The following is a 14,864-nucleotide window of genomic DNA, read 5'->3' on the forward strand; positions in this document are numbered from 1 at the left end:
GCTGGGCTCGGGCGCCAGCAGAGTACGTCTCACGGTGCTCCTCGCGAGGTCGGGGAATCAGCTTGGTGGCTTCGCGTACCTCCCTCTAGCCGCGGTGTCGAGGGCCGAGCGTGCCATCAAGACGATGACCAACGTCAATGGGGCTCGAAGATTTCCTTCATTGCGCAGCCATGAACAGACAGCTATTGACATCGACCACGGCCGCAGGTTAACTCGCCGGTAATCGACCTCCAACCGCCCGCCCGGGAGAGCCGACCATGGGTATGCGTCGCCGCTCGTTCATCGGTCACGTCGCCGCCGTTGGTGCGGCCAGCGCCCTCGGCGCCGCCCTGACCGCGGCCGGCCCCGCCCAGGCGGCGACGTGGAAGAAGCGGTTGACCGGCGCGGACCTCGACACCAACAGCCGGTGGCGGGTCGCCGGCACCGATTTGGGCATCCCCTACGTGCTGGAGAACGGGTCGACCGGCTACCTCTTCGGTGACACCTTCGACACCCCGTGGCCGGAGGGCCCACCTCTGCCCAACGACTGGCGGTCGCCGGTCATGTTGCGCTCCGCCATCCACCCGCGCGCGGCGGGCGGAGTGGTCTTCGACAGCGCGGCACGGGTCGCGGGCAACGGTCGCGCTCCGGAGTTGATGCACAACGGCCACCACGGCATCGGCATCGACGGCCTTCCCGAGGTGACCGTCATCCCCAACGACGGCATCAGCTTCCCCGAGACCGGCCGACAGCTCATCTCGTACATGAGCATCGAGAACTGGAACTCCGCCGGCCCGGCGGGACCACACTGGAAGTCGCGCTACGCGGGGCTGGCCTACACCGACAACGGCAACGACTTCGTCCGTACGCCCCTGAAGTGGTGGAACAGCCCGGACAACAGCGACCCGTTCCAGATGTGGACCATGCAGCGAGCCGGTGACCACGTCTACGTCTTCTCCGTACGAGCAGGGCGTCAGAACGGCCCGATGATGCTGCGTCGCGTCCGGTGGGACCGCCTCTTCCACCCGGAATCGTATGAGGGGTGGGGCTGGAACGGCACGGACTGGGGCTGGGGGCGGCCCTGCACACCCATCCTGACGGGCCGCTTCGGCGAGCCGTCCGTACGCCGGCTGGGTGACGGCACCTGGGTGATGTCGTACCTGAACTGCCAGACCGGCTGTCTGGTCACCCGGACCGCTCCCGGGCCGGACCAGGTGTGGACAGCGGAGAAAGTCCAGGTCACGAGCTGGCAGGAGCCTGGCCTGTACGGCGGGTTCATTCATCCCTGGTCGAGTCGCGACGCCAACGATCTGCACCTGATGGTCTCGAAATGGACCCGTACGCCCGACGGCCGCAGCACCGCCTACCACGTCAGCCAGTTCGTCGGCTCGGTGTGACCAGGCCGACCACCGGACCGACGAACAACCTCACCTTCCTTTCGCCGGGGCGGAAACGCGACGGCGATTCGGCGCCACGGCACGCCACCCGGAACCAGGCGACGCCGACCCGCGCTCCTGCCATCCGGACCGCGACCCGATCCAGCGTCACCTGCTGTCGCGGGTGTCGTTTCCCGGTCATGAGGGAAATGCGGCGACCTGCTTTCTTCACCGCCCATCGTGGCCGGCCCGATCGGGGCCGACTCCGCTCGCCCGGCCGCAGCGCCGCGGCGCACCATGAGCGGCATGGCGCTCGGCTCCGGCTTTAAGGCGCACAAATCCGACCTGCTCCACTGGGCTGACTCAGGCAAGAACCGGCTCGCAACTTGCATCCGGCCGGGAATGACCCGTCCGTTGCACCACGCAATTCTGACATTCCATAAATAGACTTCGGCCAATCTTGACTTGTGCAGCTGGTCAGCGCACCGTGATGAGTAGCAGGCAGATGCGCGCCATTATCGGCCCGACTGACGCGGTTCGCTGAATGGGGGCGCTGCCGATTTCTCGCCGCGCGCATCAGGAGGCGTTCCATGCGGTTGAATCCGTTCACCGGGGCCTATCTCACCGATCCGGCCAGCGTGTGGCGACGCATTCTGGACGATCCCGCCGGGGTGCACTACGCCGAGGATCTGGGCCTGTGGTTGATCAGCAGGCACGAGTACGTCCGGCGCGGCCTCGCCGACGCCGCGACGTTCACCAACGCCCTCACCCTGGCTCCGGTGTACGAAATCTGCCCGGAGGCGATGGGCGTGGTCATGCAGATCGACGCGCCGCCCACGACGGCCGCCGCGGACCCGCCGGTGCACCCCCGCACCCGTCGGGCACTGCGGGCCACCTTCGCGAACACCCCCGACCGGGTCGAGGCCGAGTACGGCGAGATCGTCCGCCGTCGGGTCGACCAGCTGGTGTCCCGGCTGGTCGCCCGCCAGGGCGATCAGGTCGACCTCGTCGCGAACTTCGCCACCGAGCTTCCCCTGCTGGTCGTCCTGGACATCCTCGGAGTACCCGACGCCGACATCGCGCGGATCCGACGGTGGGCGGACGGTCAGATCGCTCTCATCTGGGGGCAACCGGACCCGGCCGAGCAGGTCCGCCTGGCGCAGGGCCTGCTGGAGTTCTGGCGCTACTGCCAGGAGCTCGTGCGTCAGCGGGTGGACAGTGGTCACCGGGCCGACGACTTCATCAGCCGGGCCCTGACCTACCGCGACGACGACGACGCGGTGCTGACGGTGCCCGAGGTGGCGAGTTTGGCCTTCAACCTCCTGGTCGCCGGCCACGAAACGACCGCCGGGCTGCTGGCTCACGCCCTCGACCAGGCACTGTCCACTCCGCAGCGGTGGTCGGCGATGGCCGCGGATCCGCGGATCGTCCCCGCGTTCGTGGCCGAGACGCTCCGGTTCGCGCCCGCCATCGACGGGTGGCTCCGGGTGACCCGCCGGGACGTCACCCTGGGAGAGGTCACCATTCCGGCGGGGGCGCGTTGCCTGCTGTTGATCGGAGCGGCCAACCGGGACCCGGCGGTCTTCACGCATCCGGACCGGTTCGACCCGCACCGTTCCGATGTCGGGGATCACCTGTCGTTCGGCCACGGTCCACATTTCTGCATCGGGGCGGGATTGGCGCGACTTGAGGCCACGATCGCGCTCACCCGGCTCGCCGCAGCCATTCCCGGCCTACGGCTGACGCCCGAGCAACATCGTTCATACAAACCCAATGTTGCGTTTCGCGCGCACCACACGCTGAGCGCGATAATTGATATCATGGCGCCCGTGTCCGTCCCGTCGGCACGAGAGGCGGCGGCGGCCGAGGCGCGCATCGCCGGGCAGTGAGCGCGCGCCGAGCCAGGTAGCCTGCACACGACCCACAGGTGGGGCGGACGGCGCGGTCTGCACCACGTCCCGTTGCACCGCGACGCCCGCACCCGGTCCGGCGCACACCTTTCACGCTTTGCCAGGCAATCCATGTCGGTCAACGTCTTCACACCCATAGCGTCCTGGGTTAAGAATTGCCCTCTACGAATGCCACGCGCAGCGGACAATCTTGATCTGTGTCCGCTGCCGATTCCCGGTTGTCACGAAGGTGAGCGCATGGAGCACACATCCCCGTCGAGCTCCGCTCACTCCGCGGCCAGTCAGCGGTTCCGCTGGGAACTGCGCAGCTGCCGTCTCCGACGGGGCCTGACCCAGCGGGCACTGGCGGATCTGGTGCGGTTCAGCCGGGAGACGGTCGCGGCGGTGGAGTCGGGTCGCCGGTTCGGCAGTCTCGAGTTCGCGGTGCGCTGCGACGACGTGCTCGACACCAACGGCGTGCTGGCGGCGCTGTGGCCGCAGGTCGCCGCCGAACAGTTGGCGGCCGACGGGCGCCGCGGGCCGCGCTCCTCGGACCCGGCGCAGCCGGATCGGCGGGTGCCACGTCAGCGTGGTCGGCGCGACGCGCGCGACCCGGGTGCGGTGGTGGACGCCATCGACGAGTTGCGCGAGCTGATCGGCCAGGTCCTCAGTGGCCAACCCGACCCGGACGACCGACGGCGGGGCCGGGCGATCGGCCCCCTCGACGACCAGCACTAACCTCACGAACCCGGTGATCCCGCGCCGCGTGACCGGCCGCTGACGTTGGGTACAGATGCTGGTACGGGCAGTTTGTACCACGGCCAGGTCTGGCCTACGAGCGCGGCTTCCGGCCGAATGGGACTTGCATTTGGCAACGTGCGGATAGACCGTCGTCGACGAGTCGTGGGAGTCAATCTTGACGTCGAGCACGAGGTCCCACGCGGCCCGACCCTACCCGACCCGCCGGCGCGGCTGGAAGATAGCCGGCCGGATGCGCCTCATCGTCGCGGCACCGCTCGTCGCCGTGATCGGGTTCGCCGGTCTCGCGCTCACCGAAAGCGGGCGCCAGACGGGCCGCGCCAACGACCTGCGGATCCTGGCACAGGTCGGCGCCGAGGCCGGTGAGCTGGCCTACCGCCTGCAACGCGAGCGCGTCGCCGCTGCCGACCTGCTCACCTTCGCCGCACCGGAGCAACAGGACGCCTTCGGCGCGGAGATGGCCGCCACCGACGACGCCGCCGCCCGCTACCGCCGGCAACGTGACCGGCTGCCCGCCGACGCCAACGCCAACCAGCCCCTCCTGCGCCGCATCGATGCCGCCCTGAACGGCCTCGCCCCGCTGCGCACCCAGGTGCGTACCGCAGCGCACGCCTCGGTGTCGGCGATGACCTTCAGCTACCGCATCGCGATCGCCGACCTGATCAACCTCCGGGAGAACGTCTCGCACGGCGTGGTCAACGCCCAACTCGCCGACGGGATCCGGGCTTCGGCGGCGCTGTCGAAGACGGCCGAGGCGATCGGCCAGCAGCAGGTCGCCGTGCTCCGCGCGGTCGCGGCGGGCGAACTCACCCCCGCCATGCAGCAGGACATCACCGCGGCCCGTACGAGTTACACCGAATCGAGCCTGTCCTTCCTGGCCCTGGCCCCACCCGAGTGGAGCACCTGGTGGGAGCAGGCCGGCACCGGCAAGGAGGCGCTCGCCCTGCAACGGATGCAGGACGACGTGTCCCGCGCGCAGCCCGGGACGACACTGCAGCTGGAGACCGCCGCCTGGGTGTCCACCACGCAGGCGCGTGCGGCCCGCCTGTCCGACCTGCGGGCGCGGGTCGACGCCGCGGTGCTCGACGACGTCCGGGCCGCGCACACCGACCAACGCCGCCGGGCGGTGGCCGAGGTGGCCGGTGTCCTCCTGGCACTGGTGCTGACCGCGCTGGTGACCTGGGCCGTCGCCCGACAGATCACCCGGCGACTGCGGCGCCTGCGGGACGCGGCCAACGCCGTCGCGTTCAAACAGCTCCCCGCCGTGGTGGCCCAACTCCAACAGCCGGGCGGTGCCGCCGTCGACCCGGACGAGCTGGCTCGCCAGCAGTCCGTCGCCGCCCTCGAACCGTCCAGCGACGACGAGATCGGCGAGCTGGGCCAGGCGTTCAGCGCCGTGCACCAGGCCGCCGTCCGGACGGCCGCCGGGCAGGCCGTCATGCGCGCCAACACCGCCGACATCTTCATCCACCTGAGCCGCCGCGAACAGCGACTCGTCGACGCCGTCCTGGCCCAGGTCGACCTGGTGGAGCGGGACGAGACCGACCCCGACCGGCTCCACCAGCTGTACACGCTGGACAACCTGGCGACCCGGATGGGACGGATCAACGCGAGCCTGCTGGTGCTCGGCGGCGTCGGCGTTGGTCGTGTACGCCAGCACGACGTTCCGCTGCAACAGGTGCTCCAGGCGGCGCTGTCCCAGATCGAGCACTACGCCCGGGTCCGGCTCGGCATGATCGACGGGGATGTCGCCGTCGCGGCGAAGACCGTCGACGAGGTCGTGCACCTGCTCGCCGAACTCATGGACAACGCGACGACGTACTCGCCGCCGGACAGCGAGACCTGGGTGAGCGGCCGGAGCCTGGGTGACCGCGTCATCGTCCAGATCAGCGACGAGGGCGTGGGGCTGTCCCCGCAGCGGATGGAGCAGCTCAACGAGTTGCTGGCCCACCCGCCGGCCATCGACGTCGCCGCCGTACGGGCGATGGGGCTGGTCGTCGTGGGCCAGCTCGCGGCCCGGTTGGGCGCCACCGTCCAACTGCGACGCGGTCCCCGACGGGGCACCCTCGCCGAGGCGACCCTGCCCGCCGCGATGATCCGGTCCCTGCCGCCGGAGGAGTACCTGCTCGCCCCCGGACGACTGTCGCGGCGTGCGGCCCGGACGGCCAACCCGCCACCGCCGTACCAGCCGCGACCCGAACCCACCGCCGGACGCCCCCCGACCCTGCCCGCGGCGCCGGTGTTCCGACCGACTCCCCCACCCCCGGACCGGGGGGACGCGCCCACCGAGGAGCTGCTCATCTTCGAACAGGTCAACCACTGGTTCCACACCGATGTCGTCGAGGGGCAGAACGACCGGGAGTGGTCCAGCCCGGCCGACGACGCCTGGCGCACCGCGGCCGAGGCGACGGCCCCGGAGGTCACCACGACCACCACGTCCGGCCTGCCCAAACGGCAGCCGCAACGGCACCTCGTGCCCGGCGGTGTGACGGTGCCCCAGCAGCAACAGCGGTCGGAGTACCGCGACCCCGCCCAGGTGGCCACCGCCATGGCCGCGTACGCCCGGGGTGTGGCGACCCGACGGCGCACCCCGATCGACCTCGGCAACAAATGACGCGACAGGAGAAAGTGTGAGTGACCAACAGGATCTCGGCTGGCTGCTGGACAGCTTCGCGGCGCGCGCGACCGAGGTCAGCCATGCGATCGCGATATCCAGCGACGGCCTGATGGTGGCCGCCACCCGCGACCTGCCACCGGACCGGGCCGACCAGCTCGCCGCGACGGGCAGCGGCCTGGTCAGTCTGCTGCGGGGCGCGGCCGCCTTCTTCGACGCCGGAGCGGTGATCTCCAACGTCACGCAGCTCGAGGGCGGGTTCATGTTCTCGATGGCCTTCAACGACGGCGCCTCGTTGCTGGTGCTCGCCGCGCCCGAGTGCGACGTGGGCAAGGTCTCGTACGAGATGACCGAGTTGGCCAATCGCATCGGGGACGCCCTGACCCCCGCGGCCCGCGCGGCACTCGCCCGCAGCCGCTGACGACCCCCGGCGCCCCCACGCCGGAGCCCCCTCCCTTCCCTGGAGAAAACACATGTCTCTCACCACCCCTTGGCGCAGCCGTGCCCTCACCGCGACACTGCTCACGCTCGTGCTGGGTGTCAGCACGGCCTGCGGCGACGAAGGGCCCGGCACGAGTGCCAGCGGATCGATAAAGATCGGCCTGCTCGCATCGCTGTCCGGGACGTACCAGGCCGTCGGTACGGAGATCCGCGACGGCTTCCAGCTCTACCTGGACACCCACGACGGCAAGCTCGGCGGTCGACAGGTCGACCTCGTTGTGGCGGACGAGGGCAACGGCGCCCAGACCGCCGTGCCGGCGGCGACCAAACTGCTCAAGCAGGACCGGGTGTCCGCGCTCACCGGCATCGTCGGTGGCGGCTCGGTCGCCGGAGTCACCCCTCTGCTCAACGAGACCAAGGTGCCCCTCGTCGGCTCCAACGGCCGGCCGGAACTCAAGGACGTCTCCCGGGTCTGGCACACCTCGTACCTCTCGGACGAGCCCGGGGCGGCGATCGCCCAGCACGTCCGGGACAACGTGCGGGGCTCCGTGTACGCGATCGGCCCGGACTACCAGGGCGGCTGGGACGAGCTGCGCGGCTTCACCGACGCCTTCGGAAAGATCGGCGGGAAGCTCGCCAATGCCGACGGCAAGACCACCTTCACCCCCTTCCCGGCCACCACCAACTTCACCCCGTACTTCGCGCGGATCAAGGCCTCGGGCGCGGCCGCCGTCTACACCTTCTACGCCGGCAGCGCCGCCGTCGACTTCGTCAAGCAGTACGCGCAGTCCGAGATCAAGGACATCCCGCTGTACGCGGCCGGGTTCCTCACCGAGGGCGGTGTGCTCAACGCGCAGGGCGAGGCCGCCCGGGACATCTACTCGGTGCTCAACTACTCGCCGGACCTCGACAACGCGGAGAACCGCGCCTTCGTGGCGGCGTGGAAGGCCAAGCACGACGGTTCCCCGACCACGTACGCGCTGGCCTCGTACGACGCGGCGGCAGTGCTGGACCGGGCCATCGGTGCCGCCGGCAGCGACCCGACTCCGGAGGCCATCAACGCGGCCATCGGCAAGCTCGGCCAGATCGCCAGCCCGCGCGGAACCTGGCAGTTCTCCAGCACCACGCACTCGCCCGTGCAGAAGTGGTACCTGCGCCAGGTCCGCCAGGACGGACGGGCGCTGTCCAACACCGTCGTGGGTGACCTCGCGACCGTCGGCCGGTGATCGCGGTGGCGGTCGGCACGAACCGGATCGACCCGTACCTGATCCCGGCGCTGGACGGAGTCGCCTACGGGCTGCTCGTCTTCGTCGCCGCCTCGGGCCTGGTCGTCTGTTTCGGCGTCGCCAACATTCTCAACCTGGCGCACGGCACCCTCTACGCGATCGGGGGATACACCGCGGCGGCGCTGCTCGACGGCGGCTGGGCGAGTCTGGCGCTGGCGCTGGCGGTCGGTGTGCTGGCCGCCGCCGCGGCGGGTGTGTTGCTGGCCGGCCTGCTCACACCGGTCGCCGCCGGCAACCACCTGACCCAGGCGCTGCTGACCTTCGGGGTGGCGCTGGCCGGCGGCAGCCTGCTCGTCGCCGGCTTCGGGCCCGACGATCCGCAGGTCCGGGTGCCGGCCGCCCTGGACGGGTCGGTGGTGGTCGCCGGTCACCGGTACGCCGCGTACCGGCTCGTCTTCATCGCCGTCGCCGCGGTGATCTCCGCCGCGCTCTACCTCGTGGTGCGCCGCACCAGGGCCGGGATGCTCGTCCGGGCGGCCGTCGACGACCCGGAGATGGTCGCCTGTCTGGGGGTGAGCCCCGCCCGGATCCGTGCTGGTGTGCTCGCCGCCGCCGGTGCGTTGGCGGGCGCGGCCGGGGTCCTGGGCGCGCCGATCATCGGCCCCGGCACGGACACCGCCGACACGGTGCTGTTGTTGTCCCTGGTGGTCGTGGTCCTCGGTGGTCTCGGGTCCATGGCGGGCACGCTGCTGGCCGCGCTCGCGATCGGCGAGATCCAGACGCTGGGGGTGGCGTTGCTGCCGTCCGCCGCACCGTTCCTGCTGTTCGCCGCCATGGCGGCCGTGCTGGCCGTGCGGGCACGTGGCCTGGCCGCCAGGTGGGGGGCGACGTGAGGGACGAGGTGATTCGGAGGGCCCGCGGCGCCGTCGCGGCACTCGTCCTGGCGGGCCTGGTCGTGGCGCCCTGGATGGTGGACGACTACACCACGGCGATCCTCGCCCGGACGCTGGCGCTGGCCCTGGTCGGGGTGAGCGTGGCACTGCTCACCGGCGTCGCGGGTATGCCCACCCTCGGCCAGACCGCTCCGTACGCGGCGGGCGCCTACGCCTGCGCGGTGCTCGGCAGTCGGATCTCCGACGTCGGCGTCGTGCACGTCGTCGTGGCGGCGGGCGCCGGGGCGCTGCTGGCCGCGCTGACCGTGCCGCTCGTCGTCCACGCCCGGGGGGTGATCGTGTTGATGATCACTCTGGCGATCGGTGAACTCGTCGTGACCATCCTCGGTCGGTGGCGGTCGGTGACCGGTGGCACAGACGGGTTGGCCGGCATACCCGCGGTCCGCCCGTTCTGGGGGCTGCCGGTGCTCGCCACCGATCAGGCGCGTTACCTGTACACGCTGGTGGTCGCTGCCGCGCTGGTCGGCGCTGTGTTGTTGCTGCTGCGTACGCGGGCCGGGCTGCTGCTGCGTGCCGGCCGCGACGACGAGACGCGGCTGCGGGCCAGCGGGCACCGGGTGCCCCTGCAGGTGTCCGGCGCACACGTCGCCGCCGGGGCGATAGCGGGTGCGGCCGGCTCGCTGCTCGTCGTCGCTCAGCAGTACATCTCCCCCGCCGACTTCGGCTTCGACACGTCCGCGCTGCTGCTGCTCGGCGTCGTCATCGGGGGCACCGCGTCGGTCGGCGGCGCCCTGGTGGGCGCGGCGCTCGTCATCGCCGTGCGGGACTGGCTGTTCGGGGTGCTGCCCGGCCACGCGCCGTTGGTGCTGGGAGCACTGTTCGTGGCGACGGTCTACCTGCTGCCCTCCGGCGTCAACCGGGCACGGGGCAGGCTGCGCCCACCGAGCGCCCCGGACGCGACGGCCGTCCGTGAGCACGCCACGGTACCGGAGCTACGCGCATGAATCCGCTGCTCAGCGCCCAGGATGTCCACGTGCGCTACGGCTCGCTCGCCGCGCTCGCCGGCGTCGACCTGACCATTCACGACGGCCAGCGGCACGCGCTGATCGGCCCCAACGGAGCCGGCAAGACGACGCTTCTCAACGTGATCGCCGGTGCCAGGAAGCCGCAGCGCGGCACGGTACGGCTCGATGGACGGGACGTCAGCCGGCTCGGACCGGCGGCACGGGCCCGACGGGGCATCAACCGGATACACCAACGGCCAGCGGTCTTCTCGACGCTCACCGCGACGGAGAACGTCGTGGTGGCCGCGTTGCCGCGGGTCATCCCACGTCGCAGGTGGTGGCCGGGCGGACGCCGGCGCACCGCCCAACGTCGGGCGGTCCCGCTGCTGGAGCAGATGGGCCTCGCCGACGTCGCGGCGGTGCCCGCCGGGCACCTCGCACACGGGCAACGACGCCAGTTGGAGATCGCCATGGCCCTTGCCGGTCGTCCCCGCCTGCTGCTGCTCGACGAGCCCGCGGCCGGGCTGTCCGCCACCGAGGTCGGCCGCCTGGTCGAGCTGCTGCGGGCGCTGCCCAGGGCGGTCGCCGTGTTGCTGGTCGAACATCGACTGGACCTGGTGTACGCCCTAGCCGACACGGTCACCGTGCTCCGCGACGGCCAGACCTTGGCGGCCGGGACGCCGGACGAGATCCGTACCTCGCCGCTGGTGCGGCAGGCCTACGCCGACGGGGTGGCCTGATGCTGACCGTGGATCGCCTGTGTGCCGGCTACGCCGGGGGGATCGTGCTGCACGAGGTCAGCCTCCGGGTACGCCCGGGCAGCATCCAGGCGTGGTGGGTCGCAACGGGGCGGGCAAGAGCACGCTCGTGCACACGATCGCCGGGCTGGTGCGTGCCTCCAGTGGTCGCATCGAGATCGGCGGCGTGCCCGTGGCGGGCCGGCAACCGCACCGCATCGCCCAGTCCGGGGTCGGTCTCGTGCCGCAGGGCCGGCGGGTCTTCTCCCGGCTGACCGTGGCCGAGCACCTGGTCCTGGCGGCCGCGCCGTGGCGGGCCGCCACTCCCGGCGGCGAGGGCTGGACGGTCGCCCGGATCCTCGAACTGCTGCCGAGGCTGGCGGTGCGGCTGAGACACCGCGGCTGCGAGCTCTCCGGCGGCGAGCAGCAGATGCTGGCGATAGCGCGCGCGCTCCTCGGCCAACCGCGGGTGCTGCTGCTCGACGAGCCGTGTGAGGGTCTCTCCCCCGACCTGGCGGCGCGCGTCCGCGAACTCATCAGTGCCCTCGCCGCCGACGGCTTGACCGTGCTGCTCGTGGAGCAGCAACTCCAGCACGCGATCGACGTCGCGGACCGGGTGGCGGTCCTGGAGTACGGCCGGGTGGTCTACGACCGACCGACCGTCGAGGCCCGCGTCGATCCGGCACCACTGGTGGCGATGTTGAGCGTCGCCGCCGCCGTCCCACCGCCCCCGACCAACCGGCCCGCGCCTCGGCTCTGGGCCGACACCCCGTAGTCACCCGACCCTTCTCGGAGAGGTAGACACCGATGACAGCCGCTACCGGCGATGGCACGTACACGTTCGACAACGGTGCACCGGACGCCGTTCCCCAGATGCACGCGCTGGAGTCCTTCCTGGACCCGATCACGATGCGCCGTCTGGCCCGCCCGGTGCTGCGACCGGGAGCGACCTGCTGGGAGGTCGGTGCGGGTGGCGGCTCGATGGCTCGGCGGATCGCCCGCGCGGTCGGCGACGACGGTCAGGTGCTGGCCACGGACATCGACCCTACACACCTCGTGGCCGAGGGCAACCTGCGCGTACGGCGGCACGACGTCCGCACCGAACCGCCACCCGGGGACGCGTTCGATGTGATCCACGCCCGGCTGGTGCTGCTGCACCTCCCCGACCGACGACGGGTCCTGCGTACGCTCACCGGCGCGCTGGCTCCCGGCGGGTGGCTCGTGGTCGAGGAGTTCGACTGCACCACGCCGCTGCGGGTGCTGACCGCACCGACGGACGACGCGGCGAAGCTCTTCGCGCAGGTCATGGAAACTATGATGGGTGTCCTGGAGGACCACGACGCCGACCTGGGGTGGGCGCAGGACGTGCACACCGAGATGGCCCTCGCCGGCCTGACCGACCTGGACACCATCACCCACTCGCAGAGCTGGGCCGGCGGTTCGACCGGAACCTCGCTCTACGAGACGAACTCACGCCAGTTGGAGCCGGACCTGCTCGCCGCGGGGCTGTCGCCCAACCAACTGAGCGCCTTCCGGCGGCTGGTCCGTGACCCCAGTTTCGCCGTCATGTCGTACCACTTCGTCTCCACGCGGGGCCGTCTACCGAGCTGAGAACTGACGGGTCACCGCGCGGAGAGCGGTCGCGCCGTCCGTACCTCACCCTCCGCAGCGCCCCCTCGCCTCGCTGAGCCGGACAGCTCTGCGGAGGCGGCGACCGCACCGGCCGGGCTCCCCGCCAGGAGCCCGGCCGGTCTGCGCCGATGCGCCTGGCCGGGTTGCGGGTCGTGCGCTCTGTCGGGCGGCGGGTGAGTGGCGAGGTCTGCGTCCACCTCCCCAAATCGGCCCGAACGGGGCAGACGACCGTGACAGAACCCCGCGTATAGCACGATTGGGTCGTGCCTCCCGAACACGACTTTCCGCGGCTCACGCGTCAACCGGGCCGACTGGCGGCTTTCAGCGACGCTGTCTTCGCCATCGCCGTGACGCTCCTCGTGCTGGAGATTCAACCGCCGCAGGACTTCGGGCATCTCCTGCGGGGCCTCGGGGCGTTGTGGCCTTCGTACCTGGCGTACGCGCTGAGCTTCCTGCTCATCGGGCAGGTGTGGGTCAACCATCACGTCATGTTCGATCGCGTCCGGCACGTCGACCGTGAGGTTCTGTTCCTCAACACGGTGCTCTTGATGGTCATCGCGTTCCTGCCGTTCTCCACGTCGCTACTCGCCGACGCGCTCCGCGCGGAGCAGGGGCTACGGACGGCGGTCGTCGTCTACGGCAGCACACTGTGGACGGCCGCAGCCCTTTTCAACATCATCTGGGCCCATCTCCGCCGCGCCAAACTGCTGGACCCCAGTCTCGGCCCCTTCGGCGTCCGGGCCATCGGCCGCCGATTCGCGCTCGCGCTGGTCTGGATCGGCTGCGGCATCCTCGTCGGCGCGTTCGTGCCGATCGCGGGCGTCGCCATCATCGCCGGCTTCCTGCCCGCCTATTACCTACCGATCCGAGGCGAGTACGGCGAGGACAGCAGGACCACCGAACGGTCCGACTGAACGGACCGGGAACGCGTACCCCTCGGAAGCCGACGGACCGGGCGAATACCACGGCCGGGACCAGCCGGGGCCGCTGCCGAGGCCGGGGCAGGCCGGGAACGTCAGCGGTTGAGGTAGGCCGCCAGGCCGCCGAGTTCCTCGCTCGCGATGAACACTGACCGCACATTGAGGATGGCTTCCTCGACGTGCGTGGAGCAGCCCCACGCTGAGTCACCCCACGAATCGGCGATCTTGATCTCGGCCGCTTCGGTGCAGCCGGAGGGGCCACCGAGTTGGCAGCGCTCGGGGTGCGGCACGGCGGCCTGCGCGGCGGCGGCGGCACGCACCCGGGCAGCGAGTTCCGCGGCGGCGGCGGCACGTTGCTCGGCTTCGGCGCGCAGTTCCCGCTCCGCGCGTACCGCCTTGGCCAGCTCGTCATGGGCTGACTTGGCGCGGGCTTCGGCAGACGCCTTCGCCTGTTCGATGTGGTGCCGTTCGATGGCCAGGGCCGCGGTGCCGGCGAAGACCCGGGTGAGGGCGAGGTCAGCGTCCTGTGGGACCCGCGGGGTGCGGTGGTACATGGCGAAGGTGCCCAGCAGGCCGCCGTCGCGGGCCAGGATCGGGGTGGACCAGCAGGCGGCCAGTCCGGCCTGGTCGGCCAGGTGCCGGAAGTCGTCCCAGAACGGGTCGGTGGTGATGTCGGTGACGATGACCGGTTCCCGCCGGTGAGCGGCGGTGCCGCAGGAGCCGACACCTTCACCGGTGGCGATCCCGTCGATGGCCTGGTTGTAGAAGTCGGGCAGGCTCGGCGCGGCACCGTGGCGCAGGTGCCGGCCGTCAGGATCGGCGAGGAGAACGGAGACGAGCACCTCCTGCGGTGCGAGATTCTCGATACAGCGGGCCATCCCGTCGAGCACCTCGGTCAGGGGTGCCTGGCGGGCGATCTGCTCCAGCAGGGCACGGTGTTCGACCATCAGCCGTTGGGCATGCTTGACCTGGGTGGTCTCCACGCCGAGAACTCGAATCCCGGTCACGTCGCCGTCGGCGTCTCGACGCGGCTCACAGGTGAAGTCGAAGAACGTCTCGCGCGCGTGCGGACCACCGCCCAGCACGACCCGGACGTCACGGCCGGTCTGGGGCTCACTTGTGCGGTAGACCTGATCCAGCAGAGCGATGAAGTCTTGACCGGCCAGTTCGGGCATCAGGTCCACGAGCGCGACGCCGGTGCGAAAACGTTCCTCGCCGATGCTGGCAAAGAACGTCGGGTTGGCCGTCTCCACCAGGTGGGCCGGCCCCGCAAGCGACGCGAAAAGGGCGGTGGACTGCCCGAACAATGCCCGCAGATCCTCCTCCGCTGCCTGCCCGGCAACGGCCGGATCCGGAGCAGCCGGCCGTCGGCCTGATACCGCTGTCATGTCGTG

At 71.0% G+C, this 14,864-nt stretch carries 13 protein-coding genes; 12 read left to right on the forward strand and 1 reads right to left on the reverse strand.

The genetic code is table 11. The annotated features are described in order from the left end of the window. Positions 1-263 precede the first annotated feature (263 nt). The 12 genes from JNW91_RS08710 to JNW91_RS08765 all read left to right on the forward strand — a co-directional run bounded on the left by JNW91_RS08710 (position 264) and on the right by JNW91_RS08765 (position 13,464). Positions 264-1,376 carry a DUF4185 domain-containing protein gene (locus tag JNW91_RS08710; protein WP_407664282.1) on the forward strand — a complete coding sequence of 371 codons (1,113 nt, stop codon included), beginning with the start codon at positions 264-266 and terminating at the stop codon, positions 1,374-1,376. A 569-nt stretch (positions 1,377-1,945) separates the two neighbouring features. Continuing rightward, positions 1,946-3,244 carry a cytochrome P450 gene (locus JNW91_RS08715; RefSeq protein WP_203174375.1) on the forward strand — a complete coding sequence of 433 codons (1,299 nt, stop codon included), beginning with the start codon at positions 1,946-1,948 and terminating at the stop codon, positions 3,242-3,244. A gap of 258 nt (positions 3,245-3,502) precedes the next feature. Beyond that, the gene (locus JNW91_RS08720; protein WP_203174376.1) at positions 3,503-3,982 is read left to right on the forward strand and encodes a helix-turn-helix transcriptional regulator; all 480 of its coding nucleotides are present in this window, start codon (positions 3,503-3,505) and stop codon (positions 3,980-3,982) included. A 253-nt stretch (positions 3,983-4,235) separates the two neighbouring features. Continuing rightward, positions 4,236-6,617, forward strand: a complete 2,382-nt coding sequence (locus JNW91_RS08725) for a sensor histidine kinase (protein WP_203174377.1) — start codon at positions 4,236-4,238, stop codon at positions 6,615-6,617. A 16-nt stretch (positions 6,618-6,633) separates the two neighbouring features. After that, positions 6,634-7,038, forward strand: coding sequence for a roadblock/LC7 domain-containing protein (locus JNW91_RS08730; protein WP_203174378.1), 405 nt, complete (start codon positions 6,634-6,636; stop codon positions 7,036-7,038). A 52-nt stretch (positions 7,039-7,090) separates the two neighbouring features. Further along, a complete protein-coding gene (locus JNW91_RS08735; RefSeq protein ID WP_203174379.1) occupies positions 7,091-8,284 on the forward strand; it encodes an ABC transporter substrate-binding protein in 1,194 nt (397 codons plus the stop codon). Then, a complete protein-coding gene (locus JNW91_RS08740) occupies positions 8,281-9,177 on the forward strand; it encodes a branched-chain amino acid ABC transporter permease (protein WP_203174380.1) in 897 nt (298 codons plus the stop codon). The genes JNW91_RS08735 and JNW91_RS08740 overlap by 4 nt, the downstream gene beginning before the upstream one ends. Next, entirely contained in the window at positions 9,174-10,181 is a 1,008-nt protein-coding gene (locus JNW91_RS08745) for a branched-chain amino acid ABC transporter permease (protein ID WP_203174381.1), read from the forward strand. Before JNW91_RS08740 ends, JNW91_RS08745 begins: the two co-directional genes overlap by 4 nt. After that, positions 10,178-10,921 carry an ABC transporter ATP-binding protein gene (locus JNW91_RS08750; protein WP_203174400.1) on the forward strand — a complete coding sequence of 248 codons (744 nt, stop codon included), beginning with the start codon at positions 10,178-10,180 and terminating at the stop codon, positions 10,919-10,921. The genes JNW91_RS08745 and JNW91_RS08750 overlap by 4 nt, the downstream gene beginning before the upstream one ends. 91 nt (positions 10,922-11,012) lie before the next feature. Further along, positions 11,013-11,693, forward strand: coding sequence for an ABC transporter ATP-binding protein (locus JNW91_RS33535; RefSeq protein WP_203174382.1), 681 nt, complete (start codon positions 11,013-11,015; stop codon positions 11,691-11,693). A gap of 32 nt (positions 11,694-11,725) precedes the next feature. Further along, a complete protein-coding gene (locus JNW91_RS08760) occupies positions 11,726-12,529 on the forward strand; it encodes a class I SAM-dependent methyltransferase (protein ID WP_203174383.1) in 804 nt (267 codons plus the stop codon). Between the two features lie 284 nt (positions 12,530-12,813). Further along, the gene (locus JNW91_RS08765) at positions 12,814-13,464 is read left to right on the forward strand and encodes a TMEM175 family protein (protein WP_203174384.1); all 651 of its coding nucleotides are present in this window, start codon (positions 12,814-12,816) and stop codon (positions 13,462-13,464) included. A gap of 101 nt (positions 13,465-13,565) precedes the next feature. Here the strand turns inward: JNW91_RS08765 and JNW91_RS08770 are convergent, their stop codons facing one another. Next, on the reverse strand, positions 13,566-14,858 hold the full coding sequence (locus JNW91_RS08770; RefSeq protein ID WP_203174385.1) for a GAF domain-containing protein: 1,293 nt from the start codon (positions 14,856-14,858) through the stop codon (positions 13,566-13,568). Between the last annotated feature and the right edge of the window lie 6 nt (positions 14,859-14,864).

Source organism: Micromonospora parastrephiae (assembly GCF_016802865.1).
GTDB classification, from domain to species: domain Bacteria; phylum Actinomycetota; class Actinomycetes; order Mycobacteriales; family Micromonosporaceae; genus Micromonospora; species Micromonospora parastrephiae.